The following is a 20,990-nucleotide window of genomic DNA, read 5'->3' as shown; positions in this document are numbered from 1 at the left end:
CCTGTTTGCCCGGCAATCCCGGCCCAGACATCCGGGGTGAGGTTGGGCAACCATGGCCCCTTTTGACCGTCGGGATCTGACGCGCCGCGATTCTGGCAGGGGGCTGGTCGGCTGACCGCGTATCCTGTCAAGTGTGCGCGAGTCAGGCGTCCTGATCGAGGTTGGGCAAGGCTTCGGCAAGGGTTTCGAAGCTTTGGCCGCTTGCGATCAGGCAGGTGATGCCCTTGGCCGAGGTGACGGTGATGGTCCAGCTTCCGCTTTCCGGTGAGGCAAAGACCTCCATCATCGAATTGTTGCTGCCGATACCGATGGATTGCCGGGTCTCGCCATAGCCGCTGGCCAGACGTTTCAGGACCACATCCCGGGGCGCGCAGGCGCGGCTGTCTTCCGCCCGCAGGGCAGGGGCTCCGATCAGGACCAGGGCAAGCGCCCCAATCGCGGTGGCCATTGGGGCGGCGCGACCCCGGCGGGGGACAGGAAGGGGGCTCGGGTTGCCAAGCGGTTTCATGGACTTGAGGCGGAGGCAAAAGAGGGTCGTCAGGTCCATGTCATTCCCCGTTCAGGTGCGGCGCCGCGCGTGCCGGTGTTTTGGGACGGGTCTGCTGTTCGGGTAGTCAGGGTTTCGGGAACAGTCCGCCCATTGGTCGCAGTTCAGGTGTCGGGGATGCCGTGCCGTCGCCGGAGCTGTCGGTCCGGGGCACCCCGGCAGGACAAGTCTGCGCTGTCAGAGCCTGAAATCCGGTTAACGCAAGGCAGGTTCCTGAGGGCAGCTCGAATGCGAGCCGGAATTTCCTTCAAGATCAGTTCCCAAGTGCCGCCCTATTCCGCGCGCGCCAGTCGGATTCCGGAAATTCCCCGGCACCGCGGAATTCCGGTTGTACTTTTCCCTCAAATTGATCCATCTATCCGACATATTCTTACCTGATGGATGGTGATATGGATCCGTTGACCCGGCCCTACCGCTCTTTGCTATATATTCCCGGCTCCAAACCGCGCGCGCTGGACAAGGCGCGTGGGCTGGACGTGGATGCGATCCTGTTCGACCTTGAGGACGCGGTATCGCCCGACGCCAAGGTCGAGGCCCGCGCAACCCTGGCCGCGGCGCTGACCGAGGGCGGGTATGGCAATCGCGCGCGGATCGTGCGCATCAATGGCTTGGCGACGGAATGGGGCGCGGACGATGTGGCGGCCCTGAAGGACTGCGGAGCCGAGGCGCTGCTGTTGCCCAAGGTCGACAGTGCGGCGGATATCGACGCCCTGGCGGCGCTGTGCGACCTGCCGATCTGGGCGATGATGGAAACGCCTCTGTCCATCTTCAATGCGCTGGAAATCGCCGCGCATCCGCGGCTTGAAGGCTTCGTCGCCGGGACCAACGACCTGGCAAAGGAGCTTGGGTGCCGGTCCCGTTCCGACCGCCTGCCGATGCAGATGGCGCTGCAGACCATGCTGATGGCCGCGCGGGCCCATGGGGTGATCGCCGCAGATGGAGTCTATAACCAGTTCAAGGACGAAGATGGTCTGCGGGCCGAATGCGAACAGGGCCGCGACCTTGGGTTTGATGGCAAGACGCTGATCCACCCGGCGCAGATCGCCATCGCCAATGCGGTCTTCGCCCCGGCGCAAGCAGAGATTGCGCTGGCCCGCCGCCAGATCGCTGCCTTTGCCGAAAGCCAAGCCGCCGGGCAGGGGGTCGCGGTCGTCGACGGCAAGATCGTCGAGAACCTTCATGTCGAAACGGCGAAAAAGACCCTCGCGCGGGCCGAAGCCATTGCGGCGCGCGGCTGAAGCGATCAACCTGCGTCCGACCCACTTTGCGAAAGGCACCGAGATGGCACTGATCGTCCTTGGCCTCGTCCTCTGGACCTGGCCGCATCTGATGTCGGAATATACCCCCGGCCTGCGCGCCGGCCTCAGCGAAAAGAAGGCGCGCCCACTGGTGGCGATCATCGCCCTTCTGGCCATCGTGTTGATGGTGATCGGCTACCGGGGCGCCGACTATATCCCCGTCTACGACCCGCCGGCTGGCGCGCGCCACGCGACCTACCTTCTGATGGTGCTTGCCGTGGCGGCGATGGGGCTGGGGCATTCGAAATCGCGGCTGAAACGCTGGATCCGGCATCCGATGTTCACCGGCGCCATCCTCTGGGGAACCGCCCACCTTCTTGTGCGCGGCGACCTTGCCTCGGTTCTGCTGTTCGGTGGCATGATCCTTTGGGCCGTTGCCGGTTGGGTGGTGACCAATGCGCGCCACCCCGAATACAGCCCGCCCACAGGCGGATCGATGGCCGGCGATCTGCGCCTTGCGGTGATCACCCTGGTGCTGTTCGTCGTCATCGTGCTGATCCACGGCTGGCTCGGGCCGCAACCCTTTCAGATATCCTGAGGACCCCAGATGAAACTTTACCGATTCCTCTCCGAAGACGACACCTCGGCCTTCTGCCACAAGGTCACCAAGGCGCTGAACGCGGGCTGGGCGCTGCATGGCGACCCGACCTATGCCTTTGACGCGGCCAATGGCACCATGCGCTGTGGCCAGGCCGTGGTGAAGGATGTCGCGGGAGAAACCTATTCCCCCGACATCAAGCTCGGCAGCTATTGATGAAAACCAATCCGGGCCGTTTTTTCGAAGATTACCAACTGGGCGAAGTGCTTGCCCATGCGGTTCCGCGCACTGTCTCGGGCGGGGAAAGGGCGCTTTATCAGGCGCTCTACCCGGCCCGGCACGCGCTGTATTCCTCGGATGAGTTCGCGCGCAGTTGCGGATTGTCCCAGGCGCCCCTGGAAGACTGGGCAGCCTTTCACATGGTCTTCGGCAAGACTGTGCCGGATGTGTCGCTGAACGCGGTTGCCAACCTTGGATATGCCGAGGGGCGCTGGCTGAAGCCGGTCTGGGCCGGCGATACGCTAAGGGCGACCTCCGAGGTGATCGGTCTGAAGCAGAACTCCAACGGGCGGACCGGGGTGGTCTGGGTCCGCACTACCGGGCGCAACCAGCACGGCGAGGCGGTGCTGAGCTATGTGCGTTGGGTCATGCTGCGCAAGCGCGACCCCGATGCCCCCGCGCCCCAGGCCGTGGTGCCGGATCTGGCGCCGGCCCTTGGCGCCGATGATCTGGTGTTGCCACCGGGGATCGACTTCACCGGCTATGATTTCACCCTGTCGGGCGAGGCGCATCGCTGGAAGGACTACGAGATCGGTGAGCAGATCGACCATGTCGATGGCGTCACAGTAGAAGAGGCCGAACACATGCTGGCCACCCGCCTGTGGCAGAACACTGCCAAGGTGCATTTCGACGCCACCCTGCGCGAGGACGGGCGACGGCTGATCTATGGCGGCCATGTGATCTCGATGGCGCGTGCGCTCAGCTTCAATGGGCTGGCAAATGCGCAGATGGTGGTGGGGCTGAATGCGGGTGCCCATGCCAACCCCTGTTTCGCGGGCACGACGATCCGGGCCTGGTCCGAGGTCCTCGACAAGGCCGAGGTGGATGCGCCGGGTGTCGGCGCGATCCGGCTGCGCCTGGTGGCCATCAGCAGGGGCGAAGCCTTTGCCCTGAAAGGCGAAAACGGGAAGTACCTGCCGGACGTCCTGCTCGATCTCGATTATTGGGCGCTCATGCCGCTCTGACGGGTGACTCCGGCAGGAGCATTTTCGACAGGGTGAAATGGGCGGAGGTCGCGCCTTTCGGGCCCGGCTTGGAGCGGGCGGGAGAAGGCACAACCTGCGCGGCTACATCCTGTTTCAGATACTCCCACCGGAGGCGCGCGGTTTTTGCCGAAGGCGAAAAGGATGCAGAATCAATGGCAAAACCAAGCAAATCAGTCGGATTTAACCTTCGCGGGTTTTGTGATCACGGCTTTTGGGCTTGTGATCACAGATGGGAAGAATGCCTCCTATTCAGGGGCAGAAAATGGCCGGTGCGACGCCGTGAAAGGATGACACCGGGGAAAACTTTGGTAGAAGTTTTGTCCAAGGCAAACCGAAAGGACATGTCATGGCCGATGTGAATCGGGGCAGCCGCCCGCTTTCTCCCTTCATGCTGGGGAAGTACTACAAGTTCCAGCTCAACTCCGTCACATCCATCCTGACCCGGATCACCGGGAATGCGCTGGTCGTGGAAGCTTTCCTGATCGCATGGTGGCTGCTGGCCGCCGCCGCAGGACCCCAGTATTTCGCCACCGCGGATTACGTGATCACAAGCTGGATCGGTGACCTGATCCTGTTCTTCTCGATGATCGGTCTCTGGTTTCACTCGCTTTCGGGTGTCCGGCATCTGCTCTGGGACAACGGCTATTGCCTGGATGTCGAATCCGCCGACAAGCTGGGCTGGGCCGTGATCATCGGCACCGGCGTGCTGTCCTTCATCACCATCATCTTCGTCTGAGGAGCCAGCCATGCGTTATCTGACCGACCGCAAGCGCGCCGTGGGCATGGGGGCCTCGAAGACCGGGACCCAGCATCACTGGTTCATGCAGGTGTCTTCCGTGGCCCTGATCTTCCTGGTGCCGCTGTTCGTCTTCACCTTTGGCCCCATCCTTGGCGGCACCTATGAAGAGATCGTCGCCTATTATTCGCGTCCCCTGCCTGCGGTGATCGCGGCGCTGACCATGGTGGTCGGCATGATGCACTTCAAGAATGGCTGCCAGATGGCGCTGGAAGATTACGTGCACGGCCTTACCGGTCGTCTGCTGGTGATTTTCGTCACCTGCCTTTCCTATGCCATCGCCGCGGTCAGCGTCTTCGCGCTGGTCCGCATCGCCCTTTAAGACCCGAGGTTCCCATGGCTGCTTACGAATACGAAACGCATGATTATGACGTGGTCGTTGTCGGAGCCGGAGGCGCGGGTCTGCGCGCCACGCTCGGCATGGCCGAACAGGGCCTGCGCACCGCCTGCGTGACCAAGGTCTTCCCGACGCGGTCCCACACCGTGGCCGCACAGGGCGGTATCGCGGCATCGCTGTCCAACATGGGCCCGGACAACTGGCAGTGGCACATGTACGACACCGTCAAGGGCTCGGACTGGCTGGGTGATACGGATGCGATGGAATACCTCGCCCGTTCCGCCCCCAAGGCGGTCTACGAGCTTGAACACTACGGCGTGCCGTTCTCGCGTACCGAAGAGGGCAAGATCTACCAACGGCCCTTCGGCGGTCACACCACCGAATTCGGCGAAGGTCCCGCCGTGCAGCGGACCTGTGCCGCCGCCGATAGGACCGGCCACGCGATCCTGCACACGCTTTATGGTCAGTCGCTGAAGAACAACGCGGAATTCTACATCGAATATTTCGCCATCGACCTGATCATGTCGGAAGACGGGCAATGCCAGGGCGTCGTCTGCTGGAAACTCGACGATGGCACGATGCATATTTTCAACGCCAAGATGGTCGTCCTGGCCACCGGCGGCTACGGGCGCGCCTTCTTCAGCGCGACCTCCGCCCATACCTGCACCGGTGACGGTGGCGGCATGGTGGCGCGCGCAGGTCTGGCGATGCAGGACATGGAGTTCGTGCAGTTCCACCCGACCGGCATCTACGGCTCGGGCTGCCTGATCACCGAGGGCGCGCGGGGCGAGGGCGGTTACCTGACCAACTCCGAAGGCGAACGGTTCATGGAGCGCTACGCGCCCCAGTACAAGGACCTGGCGCCGCGCGACTATGTCTCGCGCTCCATGACCATGGAGATCCGCGAAGGCCGCGGCGTGGGCGAGCACAAGGATCACATCTTCCTGAACCTCAGCCACCTGCCGGCCGAAGCCCTGGCTGAACGCCTGCCGGGGATCTCGGAAAGCGCCAAGATCTTTGCCGGTGTCGATGTGACCAAGGAACCGATCCCGGTTCTGCCGACGGTTCACTACAACATGGGCGGCATCCCGACGAATTACTGGGGCGAGGTTCTGAACCCCTCCGAAGGCGATCCCAATGCCGTCGTGCCCGGCCTGATGGCCGTGGGCGAAGCGGGCTGTGCCAGTGTTCACGGTGCGAACCGCCTCGGGTCCAACTCGCTCATCGACCTCGTGGTCTTCGGCCGCGCCGCCGCGATCAAGGCCGGCAAGGTCGTCGATCCCGAAGCGCCCAACCCTGTGCTCAACCAGGCCTCGGTGGACGCGGCGTTTGATCGTTTCGATTACTACCGCAACGCCAAGGGTGGCATTCCCACCGCGGAACTGCGGCTGGAAATGCAGCGCACCATGCAAAGCGACGCGGCGGTTTTCCGGACCTCCGAGACGCTCAAGGAGGGTGTCGACAAGATGGAAGCCATCGCGGCCAAGCTTCCGGATGTCCATGTCACCGACCGCAGCCTTGTCTGGAACTCGGACCTGATGGAAACGCTGGAACTGGCCAACCTGATGCCGAACGCCATGGCGACCATCGTCGGCGCCGAGGCCCGTCATGAAAGCCGTGGCGCCCATGCGCACGAAGATTTCCCGACCCGCGACGACGACAACTGGCGCGTTCACACCATTTCGCGCATCGACGGCCCGAAGGTGGAACTGAGCTATCGTCCGGTGGTCCTGGACCCGCTCACCACCGAAGACGAGGGCGGCATCTCGCTCAAGAAAATCGCGCCCAAGGCGCGGACGTTCTAAGGAGGACGCCATATGGTACAGCTTACACTCCCCAAGAACTCCCGGATCAAGACCGGCAAGACCTGGCCCAAACCCCAGGGTGCCACCAACGTCCGCAAGTTCAAGATCTATCGCTGGTCGCCGGATGACGAAGCCAACCCGACGGTCGACACCTATTTCCTGGACATGGACAAATGCGGTCCCATGGTTCTGGACGCGCTGATCAAGATCAAGAACGAGATCGACCCCACGCTGACCTTCCGCCGGTCCTGCCGCGAAGGGATCTGCGGGTCCTGCGCGATGAACGTCGACGGGGCCAATACGCTGGCCTGCATCTTCGGTCTCGACGAGATCAAGGGCGATGTCACGATCTACCCGTTGCCGCACATGCCGGTCATCCGCGACCTGATCCCGGATCTGACGCACTTCTACGCGCAGCACGCCAGCATCATGCCCTGGCTGGAAACCAAGACCAACAAGCCGGCCAAGGAATGGAAGCAGTCCATCGAGGACCGCAAGAAGCTTGATGGTCTTTACGAATGCGTCATGTGCGCATCCTGCTCGACTTCCTGCCCAAGCTACTGGTGGAACGGCGATCGCTACCTCGGCCCGGCCGCCCTGCTGCACGCCTACCGCTGGATCATCGACAGCCGCGATGAAGCCACGGGCGAGCGTCTGGACGAGCTGGAGGATCCCTTCAAGCTGTATCGCTGCCACACGATCATGAACTGCGCCAAGACCTGCCCCAAGGGTCTGAACCCGGCGGCGGCGATTTCGCACATCAAGCAGATGATGGTCGAACGCACCGTCTGAGGCTTTGCCGCATGGATACGAAAAGGCCCCGGAGGGAAACCTCCGGGGCCTTCTGCGTTTCGGTCGGTGGCGGGCCGGTACCGCCGCGCGAAGGTCAGTCCTTGTCGGCCTTCTTGGCTTCGGCGGTCGCCTTCATGCGCGCCAGCAGCGCGGCCTTGGTTTCGCGCCCGCCGGGGATCTTGTCCGTGTCGCGCGACGTGTCGCCCTTGAAGCGGGGGGTGTTCTTGCCGACCTTGGGCGCGCCGTGCTTGCCGTAATCCATGGGTGGTCTCCCGTATGGCGCATCGGCGCCGCTGATGCCGCCCTGACCGGACCCCGTGCGGGTCCGGTGCGGCAGCCAAGGGCCGAGCCATTACCCCGGCTGGGTCACGCGCACAAGTATTGCTTGAGGCGCGCGCGGCCCCGCTTGGGGGGTGCCGGGGTCAGAGGCGGGCGAGCAGCTCGGATTTCTTGGCCGAGAATTCATCGTCGCTGAGGATACCCATGTCGCGTAGCGAGCCGAGCTTTTCCAGCGCGGCAAAGATCGCGTCCGAGTCACCGGAAGCGCCGTAGGCCTGCTGAGCGCGGGCCGGTTCCTGCATCGGTTCCGGGGCCGGCATCACCGGCTGCTGCTGCATCGGGGCGGGGGCAGGTTCGGGTTGCTGCTGATCGCCGCCGCTGACCACGCGCAGCTGGCTGACGTAGACAGTTCCGAACTGGCTGGTAAAGGTCCAGTCGGCCCCACCCGATTGTTGCTGGCCGACGCCACCGATCATGTGATCGCCGGTGTCATAGACCGTGACCTGACCGTTCAGGTTGACCGCAAGGCGGCGCATGTTCGGGAAAATCGCGTAGCTGAGGTTGTTCTGTGACCCCGAGGAAGACGGCGAGCCAAGCTCGTCCGGCCACCAGTTGCCGCCACCGAACCCATTGCCGAAGCTCATCGACGGGCCACCCTGCTGCTGACCCTGGTAGGATCCGCTGCGCTGCGGGGCAGGGGGGTAGAAGGCGCCCTGGAAATACCCGTTGGAGATTTCGCCGCAGAGGTTCGACACCAGCGCCTGCAGACCGGAGTTGAACATGTCGCCAACCATGGTCATGCCGCCAGAAGACCATTGGCCCATGCCGCCAAGTTCGTTATGGCTGAATTGCGCCTGGGTTCCGCCACCGCGGCTGACCGCATCCATGAGGCAGCGAACCGCGTCCTGGCTGACGCCATAACGCTGGCTTAGATCGGCCTGAAGGGCGGCGCCGTGGTCTGTCAAAGTATTCATGAATGTCCCCTTTCGCGGGGTTGCATCGTGCAGTCGTCGCGCGGCAGCTACCACGACCGGTGTCTCGCCGCCACCAGTCCGTTTCAAAAACATCAATGTTTCATGATTCTCTGGCCGCTCCTCCTGCTATCTGGCTCTCCCCATAAGGGAATCTGCGGGTAACGTTGCACGTCGGGCATAGCGCCCTTGAGGTATTCAGACGCCTCATTGCCGCAAGCATCGATTAGAATCAGTCAAGGACAGCGTCAGGGTGCTGCCCGAAAGACCAACTGGACGACTGTCGTTGCGCGGCCTTGAGGCAGCGCTCGGCTCCCTGAACCAAAGGCCCCCGCTGTCCGGGCGGATTCCGGTCTGATCGACCTGGCCGTCAGTCCCGCGGCCGCTTGACCCGCCCAAGGCCACCGTCTCCCCGCGGTTGGTCTCCTACAGGAAAGTCTCGTCGGCCCCGGCCATTCTCCCCCGGCGATTTGACCGCTGTCCCCAACCGCGGTTCGCTTGCTGTCCCATCCGGAGCCGTCGGCCGCGCAGTCCCTCGGCTGCGCGGTTTTCCTTTCTTCAAGGGCGCTCATGGCGCGGCGTCGTTCAGGGCTGTGTGCATTTGCACAGGCAGGGGGCCTGTTCGGCCGGTTGCCATTTGGGCCAACGAAAGGCAGGACGAGGCATGGTCATTTTCGCCCCGATCTTCATCGTGCTCTTCCTGTTCGTCGCCTGGAAGATGTACAGCCCCTCGACCCGCAATTGCCGCTGGCGCCTGAACCGGGCGTTGAACAAGGACGGCAAGACGTATCAGCGCTGTGTCACCTGCGGGGTCGAAGTCATGACCGAAGACGGCGCGCCGCCCAAGGTCTGCCTTGCGGGTCAAGCGGAACCGCAAGACTGAAGCGACCAGACCGGACCGCTGAACCGGGCAGGGGGAGACCGCGCGGTGACCCGCAGGGCATCCCTGTCGAGCAGGTGTTCGCGCATTCCGGCAAACTGTCGGAAAAAATTCGCCGTCCGGCAAAATTCCCTCTTGATCGAATCCGCGATTGGCCTGATATGCGGCTCCAAGACGCCAACGCACGCGCCTCTGGCGAGAGGGGTTTCAACTCCCCTGCGGTTACGTAGCGACGGTAACGTCTCCCTTGGAAGTGAGCGGTCATATATGGCCGGGTCTATTGGAGATGACCATGAACGCCTACGTAGCCGAATTCCCGGCTCGCGACTCCGTGCGCCGCGAGTCCCGTGTCGAAACCTTCATCCGTCAGAACGACTTCGATCGCCCCACGCTGGTGCTCGACATTGATCGTGTGGCCGATCAGTTCCACGCGCTGAAAGCAGGCCTGGGCCGCGCGCGTATCCACTATGCCGTGAAAGCCAACCCGCAGCGCGAGATCATCGAACGTCTGGTCCACCTTGGCTCGGGCTTTGACGCCGCTTCGCGGGCGGAAATCGAGCTTTGCCTCAGCCTTGGCGCGCATCCGGACCACATTTCCTTCGGCAATACCGTCAAGAAGGCCCGCGACATCGCTTTTGCCTGGAATGCCGGTGTCACCCTGTTCGCCGCCGATGCCGAGCAGGAGCTGGAAAAGATCGCCGAGCACGCCCCCGGCGCCGACGTCTACATCCGCCTGATCGTCGATGCCTCCGAGGCCGACTGGCCGCTGTCGCGCAAGTTCGGCGTGGCCCGTGAAGGCGCCATCCGCCTGATGGATTACGCGGTTTCGCTTGGTCTCGCGCCGGTCGGCCTGTCCTTCCACGTCGGTTCGCAAACCAAGCGCGCCGAGATGTGGACCGCCACGCTCGATCAGGTTGCCGCTGTCTGGCAGGCTGCCCGCGACGCTGGCCACGACCTGCGCCTGCTCAACATTGGCGGCGGTTTCCCGGCCTTCTATGGCGAGGAAATCCAGGGCCCGACCTCTTACGCTGCCCGCGTCATGCAGTTGATCGCCGAGCGTTTCGGCGATGTGCCTGAAATCATGGCTGAACCCGGCCGGGGTCTGGTTGCCGAAGCTGGTGCCATCGCAGCCGAAGTGCTGCTGGTGTCACGCAAGTCCGACAACGACATGCACCGCTGGGTTTACCTCGATATCGGCAAGTTCTCGGGCCTCGCCGAAACCATGGACGAAGCAATCCGCTACCAGTTCCTGACGGAGCGAGACCACGAGCTGTCCGGCCCTTGCATCCTGGCCGGCCCATCCTGCGACAGCGCCGATGTGCTTTACGAAAAGCGCCCGGTCGATCTGCCGCTGGGGCTGCGCGCAGGCGACCGGTTCATCATCCGCAATTGCGGCGCCTATACCTCGACCTATGCCTCGATCGGCTTCAACGGTTTCCCGCCGCTGGATGTGGTCGTCCTGGGCGACTGACTGATACCGGCACTCCGACATGAAAGGGCCCGCACCTGTCAAAAGGCGCGGGCCCTTTGCATGTCGGGCTTCACCCTGTCGGAAATACTTCGGGGGATGGCGCGCGCCCCGCGCGCCGGGGGCAGCGCCCCCAGCCCGGCGGGGATTCAGCAATTCCCTGCCAAAATTGCACGGGAAAGTGCGGCCGTTCATTTGGCTTTTGCATCTCGTGCCCCATCTACTGTCCCATGCTGCCAAAAGCCTCCTCCCTTCTGGCCAGCTGTTGCGCGATGTTCCTCGGCTCTGCGGCGCTGTCCCAGGAGACCGGGACGATCCTGCTGCGGCCCGGAGCCATCTCCTATGCGCCAAGCGGCAGTTCCTCGCTGGTGATGCAGCGCGACTGGGCCAGCCTCAACCTTGATCTGCTGGCGCCGCAGGGGCGGACCCGGCTGGGCGGCCTCGGGCTGGGGCAGGGGTTCACCCATGTCAGTCTCGGCTATAGCGGCAACACCCAAAGCAACGACGTGACGCTCAGCCTCGGGCAGGCCTGGCGCAGCGCGTTGTCGGGGCAAAGCGTTTTCGGGCTGAACGCCTATCTCGATTTCGGGCGCAAGGCAGCCTCGGACCAGGTGCTGAGCCAGGTCAGCCTCGGGGTGGAATACGAACGCGCTGCCAATAGTGGCCTCGGCAACGGGGACCTTGTCTTTGGCAGCAACCTCTACCTGCCGTTCGCCGATTATACCGCGACACGCTTTGGGTTGGACGATACCTCCGTGCCGCGTCCCGGCATGGACAGCTATGTTTCCTGGACACGACGCGGGCGGATGGGCTTCAGCTACGGCACGCGGTTCAGTATTTTCCACTACCCGGCCAGCGAAAGCCGCCCGGCGCAGGGGATCGGGACCTTTTCCCTGACCGGAGAGGTGACCCGTGGCCTGCCGACCGGATCCGCCGTGACGGCCGATCTGACGGGACGCTACACGCCGGGCGAAGACCTCGCGCCGCGGTTCGAACTGGCCTACCGACAGGACCTCGTGCCGCCCCCGGCGCAGGGAAAGATCACCACCGGCACGCAGAGCCCGTCGCGCAATTGCCGCATCGTCGAGGGGGAAACCCGGCTCGAGCGGCTGAACTGCGGTCGCGCCCGCTACCGCGCCCCGGCCAAGCACGAGGTCTACGAGACGGAAGGTGTAAAACCGGAAGCCACGGTTTCGGTCCCCGCGCCGGAACGCCGCCTTGGCTATGGCGGTTTCTACGTGCCCTGAACCCTCTCAGTCTCGCCCTGCGGACCTCTGGCCAGTGTGGGCTCCCGAGGGCGCAGGAAAAGCCGGCGCAGCCAGCGCCCCCTCTCTTGCGCCTCCGGTCAAAGGCCTTACTCTGCGCGGCAGATCCCGGCGCGCATTGGCGCGTCTATTCGTTTTGAGAGGCCAAGTCATGACCATCCATATCGGAGCCGCCCCCGGCCAGATCGCCGAAACCGTGTTGCTGCCCGGCGACCCCTATCGCGCCCGCTGGGCCGCCGAGACCTTTCTGGACGATGTCGAACTGGTCAACGAAGTGCGTGGTATGCTGGGCTTTACCGGGACCTGGAAGGGCAATCGCGTCACCATTCATGGCACCGGCATGGGGATGCCGTCGCTGTCGATCTACGTCAACGAGATGATCCGCGACTATGGCGCCAAGACCCTGATCCGTATCGGGTCCTGTGGCGGCATGCAGCATAGCGTCAAGGTGCGCGACATCATCCTTGGGATGACCGCGACTACCCTGTCGACCCCGTCGCGCGGCATCTTCAAGGAAATGAACTTTGCCCCCTGCGCCGATTACAGCCTGTTGGCGGCGGCTCACCGCGCGGCCACGGCGCGGGATGTCGCCGTCCATGCCGGCGGGATCTATTCGGCGGATGTCTTCTATGACGAACGCCCCGACCTGAACGAACAGATGACCCGCCACGGTATCCTCGGCGTCGAAATGGAAGCGGCCGAGCTTTACAATCTGGCCGCCCGTCACGGCTGCCGCGCGCTGGCCGTGCTGACCGTGTCCGACCACCTTCTGACCCACGAGGCCCTGCCGTCCGAGGATCGCGAAAAGACCTTTGGCGACATGGTCGAAATCGCCCTGGAGGCCGCATTCGCATGAGCTTTGACAAGATCGAACTGGGCCGCACGGGCCTGATGATCCCCCGCGTCGGTTTCGGCGCCATGTCGATTTCCGGCATGTTCGGGCCCACCGATGAAGAGACCGCGCAGGCGACGCTTCAGGCCGCGCTCGACGCCGGGATCACCTTTTGGGACACGGCCAATATCTATGGCATGGGGATCTCGGAAAACATCATCGGGCGGTTCCTTGGGGGCAAGCGGCCCGAGGATCTGGTGATCGCGACCAAGGCGTCGATCGTCCCCGGTCCGCCGCGCCGGATCGACAACAGCTACGATTACCTGCGGGCCGAACTGGAAAGCTCGCTTGAACGGCTGGGGCTGGACAGCGTGGACCTGTTCTACGCTCATCGTCACGACCCCGAGACCCCGCCCGAGGAACTGGCCGAGACCATGGCCCGGTTGATCGAGGAAGGTCTGACGAAAGGCTACGGCCTGTCGGAAATCGCCCCCTATACGCTGGCCCGCGCCCATGCGGTGCATCCCGTCACGGCGGTGCAGAACGAATATTCGCTCTGGTCGCGCCAGCCGGAATTGGGTGTCATTCAGGCCTGCGCCCGGCTGGGCGTGACCTTCGTCGCCTTCTCGCCGCTGGCGCGGGGCATGTTCGGCGAGGCTTCGGTCGATCCCGCGCAGATGAAGGAGGGCGAATTCCGCCTCTCCAACCCGCGCTTTACCCCGCCCAATTACGCCGCCAACCTTGCGGCAATCGACGGCTTCCGCGACTGGGCGCAGGGCAAGGGCTGGTCCGTGGCCGGTGCCGCGCTGGCCTGGGTTCTGGCGCAGGGCGACCACGTGGTGCCGATCCCGGGGACCCGGACGGCGGCGCACCTGGCGGAATGGCTTGATGCCGCGCGCATTACGCTGAGCGCCGAAGACCTGGCTGAAATAGACCGCCTGCTGCCCGCCGGTTTCGCCCATGGCGACCGCTATGGCGATGGCCAGCTTGTGGCGGTCGAACGGTACTGCTGACGCCATCGCGGCGCCCCGCTTGCTGGGGCGTCGCATCAGACCCCGTGGCTGCGATCATAGCTTGACGGCGCGGGGCTGGTCCATCCTTCCAGCGCGGTGGGATCTGGCGTCAGGCAGTCCACCTGAAGCGGGTAACAGGGCGCGCTGTCGCTGGAATGTTCGGCCGAACAATCGCCCCCCGGACAGGCCGACAGGGCCCCCAGCAAGTCGATTTCCGCGAAAAAGGTGATCTGGTCGCCGGGGCGCACCGGGCTGGCCTTCATGAAATATTGACCGGTGTCGCGGGTAAAGCCGGTGCACATGAAGACATTCAGCACATCATGCACATGCTGTTCCGCCTCGGCCAGCGGCAGCCCGAGCGCTTGTGCCAGCGCACGGGTCAGGTTGGAATGGCAGCAATGATGGTAGTGTCCGCCTGACAGCAGCGCGCCGGTATAGGGATCGCAGCGGGTGCCGATCACGTCATGCACCGAACCGCCATGTGGGTCGATCCCGTACCACCCAAGGCTGTCCTCGACGATGGTCGCCATGGGGCGCAACGCCGGAAAGCTGGTCCAGAGCCGGTCTCCGGTTCCGACATGGGTGCCGTGCAGGGCGCGGGTCTTGCCGGAATAGAACCGCTCTGACAGGTCGTTGGCGTTCCACAGGTTCAGATCCCCGACCTGCGCCCCTTCGATGCTGGAAATGCGAAAGAAGCTGCCTGCCGGAATCCGGAATGTGGCCGCATCGCGCGGGGGAACGCGGGTGGTGCCGGTGACCTGCGCCGTGACCAGCGCGGCGCGGTAGAGCGCAAGTTCGGGCTGCGGCAAGGGAAGCGTGACCGGGGGCCGGATGCAAGGTGCCTTAGCGCAGGATGCGGAAATCATCCCATTCGGGCGGCGTGGCGGGGGTGGCCTGCACGTCACGGACTTCGGCCGCGCCGGGGCCCGTCCAGCAGGCGTTGATCATGTTTTCGACGGCAGCGGCCTCGCCGTGCAGCAGGGCAGTGACCGAACCGTCGGCGTCGTTGCGGACCCAGCCCGCAAGGCCGAGCTTGCGGGCCTGCCCACGGGTCCAGGCGCGAAAGGCGACGCCCTGCACCCGGCCGGTCACGCGGATCTGTCGGCTGCTCGGGCCGCCTGGTTGGTGCTTCATCCCGGTTCCTCCCATCCGCAAGGATAGCACGGATAGCAGGGCCTTCCAGCCGGGTGCGCTATTCCGGCGGGGAGGGTCAGGCCGAGGCCTTGACCGGGTTGAGATCGGGGCCGGCGTCCGGGTCGGCCAGGGTGATGACATCGCGCATGATGCGGTTCAGCTCGAAATCCTTCGGCGTGTAGATTGCCGCGACACCAAGCGCGGTCAGCCGTGCCACGTCCGCCTCCGGTATGATCCCGCCGAGGACGACCGGGATCTGAAGGTCCTCGGCACGCAGGCGGGTCAGGACCTCTTCGACCAGGGGCAGATGCGAGCCGGACAGGACCGACAGTCCCAGCACATGGGCGTTGCGGGCGCGGGCCACGATTTCCTCAGGCGTCAGGCGGATGCCGTCATAGCCGATCTCCATCCCGCAATCACGCGCCCGCGAGGCGATCTGTTCGGCACCGTTGGAATGGCCGTCGAGTCCCGGCTTGCCGATCACGAAGCTGAGGCGGCGGCCCAGGCGGTCGCTGACCGCGTCGACTTCGGCGCGGATGTCTTCGAGGCCCTCGGTGCGGTTGGACTGGCCGGCTGCCACCCCGGTGGGGCCGCGGTATTCGCCATGCACGGCACGCATGGTGGCGGCCCATTCGCCGGTCGTGGCACCTGCCTTGGCGGCGGCGATCGAGGCCGGCATGATGTTTTCACCCGCCTCAGCCGCTGCGCGCAGCGCATCGAGCGCTGCCCGCAGCGCGTCAGCGTCCCGCTGACGGCGCCACCCTGCCAGACGGTGCAGTTGATCGGCCTCTGCCGCGGGGTCCACGGTCAGGATGCCGCCATCGCTGCCGAGAAGCGGCGAAGGCTCGGCTTCTTGCCAGCGGTTGACGCCGACGACCGTGGTTTCGCCGGATTCGATCCGGGCGATCCGTTCGGCGTTGGCTTCGACCAGCCGCGCCTTCATGTAGGGAATCGCCCCGATGGCCCCGCCCATGGCGCCCAGATTGGCAAGCTCGGCGCGGGCGGCCTGTTTCAGCGCCGCGACCTTGGCGTCCACCGCCGGGTTGCCGTCAAAGAGGTCCTCGTATTCCAGCAGGTCGGTTTCATAGGCCAGGATCTGCTGCATCCGCAGCGACCATTGCTGATCCCAGGGACGCGGCAGGCCAAGCGCCTCGTTCCAGGCCGGAAGCTGCACGGCGCGGGCGCGGGCGTTCTTGGACAGCACCACGGCCAGCATCTCGATCAGGATGCGGGGGACGTTGTTTTCCGGCTGCTGTTCGGTCAGCCCAAGGGAATTGACCTGCACGCCATAGCGGAAGCGGCGGAATTTCGGATCCTCGATGCCATAGCGTTCGGCGGTGATCTCGTCCCAGAGATCGACGAAGGCGCGCATCTTGCAGATCTCGGTGACAAAGCGGATGCCGGCATTGACGAAGAAGCTGATGCGCCCGACGACGCCGGGAAAGTCCTTTTCGGCCACGCGGGGGCGCAGCGCATCCAGCACCGCGATGGCGGTGGCCAGGGCATAGGCCAGCTCCTGCTCGGGCGTCGCGCCGGCCTCTTGCAGGTGGTAGGAACAGACGTTCATCGGGTTCCACTTGGGCACATGGGCATAGCAGTATTCGGCCACGTCGGCGATCATCTTCAGGCTGGGTTCGGGCGGGCAGATATAGGTACCCCGGCTGAGGTATTCCTTGATCAGGTCGTTCTGGACGGTGCCCTGAAGCGCGGCGGGATCGGCGCCTTGTTCCTCGGCGACGGCGATGTAGAGCGCCAGCAGCCAGGGCGCCGTGGCATTGATCGTCATAGAGGTATTCATCTCTGCCAGCGGGATCTGATCGAAAAGCGCGCGCATGTCGCCGAGGTGGCAGATCGGCACCCCGACCTTGCCGACCTCGCCCCGGGCCAGCACGTGATCGCTGTCATAGCCGGTCTGGGTCGGCAGGTCGAAGGCCACCGAAAGCCCGGTTTGTCCGCGTGCCAGGTTGCCCCGGTAGAGCGCGTTGGAGGCCGCGGCCGTGGAATGGCCGGAATAGGTGCGGATCAGCCAGGGACGATCCCGCTGCGATGTCTCAGTCATGTCGTGCCTCGCCCTATTATGCGTGAAACTTAATTATCAATTATGGCACATACAGGAAAGAAAAGACCCCTGTCAATTCGCTGCGGCGCGGCAGCGGCTGGGTCGGGAAAGCATACCATATCCTGCGGCGCAGTTTGGCCAGCCGGCAGACATACGGTGGTCAGTGAAGCCGTGGCAAGCCATGAAAAAAGGCAAAACCGCCCCGACAGGGAAATTAGACAAGACACAATATTTCGTAATAGTATAAAAATTTATTGCAAAGTTGCGTGTAGGATAATATCCCCAAGTTAATCCGCCGATTCTGCATCGCGGCATTCTGAGCTTGAGGAGAGAGGCCCATGGCACTGGATACGGATCGGGGCATCGCGCCCTATGACGCACCGGAAAAGGATCTTTACCCGGTGGGGGAACTGCCGCCGCTCGGCTATGTGCCGGCAAAGATGTACGCATGGGCAATCCGGCGCGACCGTCACGGCGAACCCGAAACCTCGTTTCAGGAAGAGGTCGTCGATACGCCAAGCCTCGACAGCCACGAAGTGCTGGTGCTCGTCATGGCTGCAGGGGTCAATTACAACGGCATCTGGGCGGGTCTCGGGGAACCGATCTCTCCCTTCGACGGGCATGGCGCGGACTATCATATCGCGGGTTCCGATGCGTCCGGCGTGGTCTGGGCGGTCGGGTCCAGCGTCAGGACCTGGAAGGTCGGGGACGAGGTCGTCATCCATTGCAATCAGGACGATGGCGACGACGAGGAATGCAATGGCGGCGATCCGATGTATTCGCCCAGCCAGCGGATCTGGGGCTACGAAACCCCCGATGGCAGTTTCGCGCAATTCACCCGCGTCCAGGCGCAGCAGCTTCTGCCGCGCCCCAGGCACCTGACCTGGGAGGAAAGTGCCTGTTACACGCTGACCCTGGCGACCGCCTACCGGATGTTGTTCGGCCATCACCCGCATGAGCTGAAGCCGGGCCAGAACGTCCTGGTCTGGGGGGCGTCCGGCGGGCTCGGGTCCTTCGCGATCCAGTTGATCAACGCGGCGGGGGGCAATGCGATCGGCGTGATCTCGGAAGAGGACAAGCGTGATTTCGTCATGGGGATGGGGGCCAAGGGCGTCATCAACCGCAAGGATTTTTCCTGCTGGGGGCAATTGCCCACGGTCAATACGCCCGAGTACAAGGCCTGGTTCACCGAGGCGCGCAAGTTCGGCAAGGCGATCTGGGACATCACCGGCAAGGGCAATAATGTCGATATCGTGTTCGAGCATCCGGGCGAGGCGACCTTCCCGGTTTCGACCCTGGTCTGCAAGAAGGGCGGCATGATCGTCATCTGCGCCGGGACTTCGGGGTTCAACTGCACCTTCGACGTGCGCTACCTCTGGATGCATCAGAAGCGCGTTCAGGGCAGCCATTTCGCCCATCTGAAACAGGCCGCCGCCGCCAACAGGCTGATGATCGAACGCCGGATCGACCCGGCCATGTCCGAGGTCTTTTCCTGGGACGACATCCCGCGTGCCCATACCAAGATGCGCCAGAATCAGCATAAACCGGGCAACATGGCGGTTCTGGTCCAGGCCCCCCGCGCCGGGTTGAGAACAGTTGAAGACGTTCTGGAGGCCCGGTCCTAACTTTTTGTTAAGCCGGAGGGGCCAAGACTGATGGCCGAGTCGGGGATACTGCACGGGCTGCAGGGCAGGGGGCCGTTTCCCCGACATGGTGGAGAGATGTTATGGGACTTGGCAATGACTACGGGATCGACATCAATCCGTCTCCCTTTCCCAGGGTGGCGCTGGATCAATGGATGGTCGATGTGCTGGCGGATCTTCAGGAGGCGGCCAAGGATCGCGGCATGACGCGGGTGGTGGACCAGTTGGCCATCGCGACGCGGGTCACGCAGGAAGAGATCCTGCGCAAACGAACCGAAGCCAGCGGTTCGCGGCGCACTGTACCCGAGTATTATCCGTCTTCCCCTCCGGCGGGGTATCGCAAACACTGACCGATGAGTGACGCCGCGCGGGGGGGGCAATTCCCCGCGCGTTGAACGGTCGCTTGGCCTGCGCCCTTCGCCGCGCGCGCAAGGGAGCGCTCTTGTCCGGGACGGAAGCCGTCAGAACCTGCCCGGACAGCCCCCCGGCTCTCTGGCGCTTTTGGGCGGCAGGTTGTAGCGTCCGACCATGACGCTGCCCGCCGTGACCTTTTCCCATGACCAGGCCGAAGCCTTCGACCGGATCGCCGAAACCCTGCGCGGGGCCGGTATCGATCTGGAAAACGGCACGACCCAGCCTTTGCAGGAGGGCCGCTCGCGCGTGCTGGCGGTTATCGGCAAGGCGGGCTCCGGCAAGACCCTGTTGCTGAGCGAACTTGCCCGCGCCGCCGAGGCTGCGGGCCTCGCGCTGGTCTCGGGCGACTACGAGCCTAAACGGGCCAAGGACGCACGCAGCATCGCCATCCTTGCCCCGACCAACAAGGCCGCCTCGGTCTTGCGGCTGCGCGGCGTTCCGGCGACGACGATCCACCGCATTCTCTACACGCCGGTCTACGATCCGGAATACGAAAAGATCGCCGAATGGCTGGAAGGCCGCGGTGAAAAGCCCGAGATCGAGGGCCTGACCGAAGAGGCACTGGATCGCGCCAAGCTCAGCTACGAGACGCACCGTTCGGTCCCCGCGGCGCTGGCGATGGCGGGGCTGCGCGGGTCAGATTTCATAACCGGCTGGAAGCGCCGCGATGACCCGCTGGACCTTGGTTTCGTCGACGAAGCCTCGATGCTGGACGAAAAGCAGTTCAACGACCTGCGAGAGATCTTTCCCAATCTGGTCCTGTTCGGGGACCCGGCGCAGCTGGCCCCGGTTGGGCAATCGGGCCAGATGGTCTTTGAAAGCCTGCCCGAACCGGCGCGGCTGGAACTGAGCCGGGTGCACCGGCAGGACGCCGACAACCCGATCCTGGACCTGGCCCATGCGCTGGCCGATCCGCAGGTCGATTTCTACCGTTTCGAACGGATGATCGAAGAGGCCGCCGCGCGGGACGAGCGCGTGGTCTGGGCCTCGCGGGTGGAATCCGACCTGATGGCGCGCTCTCCGGTGCTGGTCTGGCGCAATGCGACGCGCATCCGCCTGATCCACGCCTTCCGCAATGTCCATGGCGCCCCCGAAGACGCCTTGCTGCCGGGCGAGCCGCTGATCTGCGACGGGATCGAACTGCCGCTGAAGCACCGCAAGAAACGTCTGGACCTCGAGGCGCGCGGGCTGATCAAGGGCGCTCAGGTGATCTACCTCGGCCCGGGATCAAAGCCCGGCTTTTCACGTCTTCACGTGGTCGGAGCAGAGAATCCGCAGGTCTCGGCGGCTTCGATCGTCAAGATCGAACGCCCCGAGGAGGAAGAACCCTTCATCCCCTTTGCCGCCCGAATGGGCGCCACTTTCCTGCACGGGGCGGCCGTGACGATCCACAAGGCGCAGGGCTCGCAGTGGTCCGACGTGCAGGTTTTTGCCCCGGACATCTACGCCGCCTTCCGGGCCGGTCGGACCGAAGCCGGGCAACCGATGTGGAAACGGCTGGCCTATGTGGCGATCACCCGGGCCGAACAGCGGCTGCTTTGGGTCACCAGGGCGCGGCTGGCGAAACCCGCAGGCCCCCTTGGGGTCGAGGATCTGCGCGCCTTGCGCAAGAGCGCGCCGTTGGAGTTGTCCGCGCAAGAAGAATAGCAAAGGC

At 64.2% G+C, this 20,990-nt stretch carries 22 protein-coding genes; 16 read left to right on the top strand and 6 right to left on the bottom strand.

The window, feature by feature from the left end; all coding sequences use genetic code 11:
* Positions 1–142: 142 nt before the first annotated feature.
* Complete coding sequence (locus tag PSAL_RS09530) at positions 143–448, bottom strand: hypothetical protein (RefSeq protein ID WP_119838194.1); 306 nt, start codon at positions 446–448, stop codon at positions 143–145.
* Between the two features lie 488 nt (positions 449–936).
* Between PSAL_RS09530 and PSAL_RS09525 the strand changes: the two genes are divergently transcribed.
* The 8 genes from PSAL_RS09525 (at position 937) to PSAL_RS09490 (ending at position 7,378) form a co-directional block, all read left to right on the top strand.
* Positions 937–1,785, top strand: a complete 849-nt coding sequence (locus PSAL_RS09525; RefSeq protein ID WP_119838172.1) for an HpcH/HpaI aldolase/citrate lyase family protein — start codon at positions 937–939, stop codon at positions 1,783–1,785.
* Positions 1,786–1,828: 43 nt separating this feature from the next.
* Positions 1,829–2,383: an NnrU family protein gene (locus PSAL_RS09520; protein WP_196222718.1), complete on the top strand. Its 555-nt coding sequence runs from the start codon at positions 1,829–1,831 to the stop codon at positions 2,381–2,383.
* A 9-nt stretch (positions 2,384–2,392) separates the two neighbouring features.
* Positions 2,393–2,599, top strand: a complete 207-nt coding sequence (locus tag PSAL_RS09515; protein ID WP_119838170.1) for a DUF1737 domain-containing protein — start codon at positions 2,393–2,395, stop codon at positions 2,597–2,599.
* On the top strand, positions 2,596–3,627 hold the full coding sequence (locus PSAL_RS09510; RefSeq protein WP_119838169.1) for a MaoC family dehydratase: 1,032 nt from the start codon (positions 2,596–2,598) through the stop codon (positions 3,625–3,627). The genes PSAL_RS09515 and PSAL_RS09510 overlap by 4 nt, the downstream gene beginning before the upstream one ends.
* A 367-nt stretch (positions 3,628–3,994) precedes the next feature.
* Complete coding sequence (gene sdhC / locus PSAL_RS09505; RefSeq protein ID WP_119838168.1) at positions 3,995–4,384, top strand: succinate dehydrogenase, cytochrome b556 subunit; 390 nt, start codon at positions 3,995–3,997, stop codon at positions 4,382–4,384.
* A gap of 10 nt (positions 4,385–4,394) precedes the next feature.
* Positions 4,395–4,766, top strand: coding sequence for a succinate dehydrogenase, hydrophobic membrane anchor protein (sdhD, locus tag PSAL_RS09500; protein WP_119838167.1), 372 nt, complete (start codon positions 4,395–4,397; stop codon positions 4,764–4,766).
* Positions 4,767–4,780: 14 nt separating this feature from the next.
* Positions 4,781–6,586, top strand: coding sequence for a succinate dehydrogenase flavoprotein subunit (gene sdhA, locus PSAL_RS09495; RefSeq protein ID WP_119838166.1), 1,806 nt, complete (start codon positions 4,781–4,783; stop codon positions 6,584–6,586).
* A gap of 12 nt (positions 6,587–6,598) precedes the next feature.
* Positions 6,599–7,378, top strand: a complete 780-nt coding sequence (locus PSAL_RS09490) for a succinate dehydrogenase iron-sulfur subunit (protein WP_119838165.1) — start codon at positions 6,599–6,601, stop codon at positions 7,376–7,378.
* Positions 7,379–7,472: 94 nt separating this feature from the next.
* Here the strand turns inward: PSAL_RS09490 and PSAL_RS09485 are convergent, their stop codons facing one another.
* Positions 7,473–7,640, bottom strand: a complete 168-nt coding sequence (locus PSAL_RS09485; RefSeq protein WP_196222717.1) for a hypothetical protein — start codon at positions 7,638–7,640, stop codon at positions 7,473–7,475.
* 160 nt (positions 7,641–7,800) lie between these two features.
* The gene (locus PSAL_RS09480) at positions 7,801–8,631 is read right to left on the bottom strand and encodes an SHOCT domain-containing protein (protein WP_119838164.1); all 831 of its coding nucleotides are present in this window, start codon (positions 8,629–8,631) and stop codon (positions 7,801–7,803) included.
* 661 nt (positions 8,632–9,292) lie between these two features.
* Between PSAL_RS09480 and PSAL_RS09475 the strand changes: the two genes are divergently transcribed.
* The 5 genes from PSAL_RS09475 to PSAL_RS09455 all read left to right on the top strand — a co-directional run bounded on the left by PSAL_RS09475 (position 9,293) and on the right by PSAL_RS09455 (position 14,086).
* On the top strand, positions 9,293–9,511 hold the full coding sequence (locus PSAL_RS09475; RefSeq protein ID WP_119838163.1) for a hypothetical protein: 219 nt from the start codon (positions 9,293–9,295) through the stop codon (positions 9,509–9,511).
* Between the two features lie 289 nt (positions 9,512–9,800).
* On the top strand, positions 9,801–10,979 hold the full coding sequence (locus PSAL_RS09470) for a type III PLP-dependent enzyme (protein WP_119838193.1): 1,179 nt from the start codon (positions 9,801–9,803) through the stop codon (positions 10,977–10,979).
* 227 nt (positions 10,980–11,206) lie between these two features.
* Complete coding sequence (locus PSAL_RS09465; protein ID WP_147407603.1) at positions 11,207–12,223, top strand: hypothetical protein; 1,017 nt, start codon at positions 11,207–11,209, stop codon at positions 12,221–12,223.
* Between the two features lie 169 nt (positions 12,224–12,392).
* Positions 12,393–13,097, top strand: a complete 705-nt coding sequence (deoD, locus tag PSAL_RS09460; RefSeq protein ID WP_119838161.1) for a purine-nucleoside phosphorylase — start codon at positions 12,393–12,395, stop codon at positions 13,095–13,097.
* Complete coding sequence (locus PSAL_RS09455) at positions 13,094–14,086, top strand: aldo/keto reductase (protein WP_119838160.1); 993 nt, start codon at positions 13,094–13,096, stop codon at positions 14,084–14,086. The genes deoD and PSAL_RS09455 overlap by 4 nt, the downstream gene beginning before the upstream one ends.
* 35 nt (positions 14,087–14,121) lie before the next feature.
* Here the strand turns inward: PSAL_RS09455 and PSAL_RS09450 are convergent, their stop codons facing one another.
* From PSAL_RS09450 to PSAL_RS09440, 3 genes are all read right to left on the bottom strand, one after another.
* Positions 14,122–14,952 carry an urea carboxylase-associated family protein gene (locus PSAL_RS09450; RefSeq protein WP_119838159.1) on the bottom strand — a complete coding sequence of 277 codons (831 nt, stop codon included), beginning with the start codon at positions 14,950–14,952 and terminating at the stop codon, positions 14,122–14,124.
* Positions 14,930–15,220 carry an acylphosphatase gene (locus tag PSAL_RS09445; protein WP_119838158.1) on the bottom strand — a complete coding sequence of 97 codons (291 nt, stop codon included), beginning with the start codon at positions 15,218–15,220 and terminating at the stop codon, positions 14,930–14,932. The genes PSAL_RS09450 and PSAL_RS09445 overlap by 23 nt, the downstream gene beginning before the upstream one ends.
* A gap of 76 nt (positions 15,221–15,296) precedes the next feature.
* On the bottom strand, positions 15,297–17,279 hold the full coding sequence (locus tag PSAL_RS09440) for a methylmalonyl-CoA mutase family protein (RefSeq protein ID WP_119838157.1): 1,983 nt from the start codon (positions 17,277–17,279) through the stop codon (positions 15,297–15,299).
* A gap of 338 nt (positions 17,280–17,617) precedes the next feature.
* Here PSAL_RS09440 and ccrA point away from each other — a divergent pair, with 338 nt between their 5' ends.
* The 3 genes from ccrA (at position 17,618) to PSAL_RS09425 (ending at position 20,983) form a co-directional block, all read left to right on the top strand.
* Entirely contained in the window at positions 17,618–18,904 is a 1,287-nt protein-coding gene (gene ccrA / locus PSAL_RS09435) for a crotonyl-CoA carboxylase/reductase (RefSeq protein WP_119838156.1), read from the top strand.
* 101 nt (positions 18,905–19,005) lie between these two features.
* Positions 19,006–19,272 (top strand): hypothetical protein, encoded by a 267-nt coding sequence (locus PSAL_RS09430; RefSeq protein WP_119838155.1) that lies wholly within the window; start codon positions 19,006–19,008, stop codon positions 19,270–19,272.
* Between the two features lie 178 nt (positions 19,273–19,450).
* On the top strand, positions 19,451–20,983 hold the full coding sequence (locus PSAL_RS09425) for an ATP-dependent DNA helicase (protein ID WP_119838154.1): 1,533 nt from the start codon (positions 19,451–19,453) through the stop codon (positions 20,981–20,983).
* Positions 20,984–20,990 lie beyond the last annotated feature (7 nt).

Source organism: Pseudooceanicola algae (assembly GCF_003590145.2).
Classification (GTDB): Bacteria; Pseudomonadota; Alphaproteobacteria; order Rhodobacterales; family Rhodobacteraceae; genus Pseudooceanicola; species Pseudooceanicola algae.
This window is presented reverse-complemented; position numbering and strand designations above follow the sequence as displayed.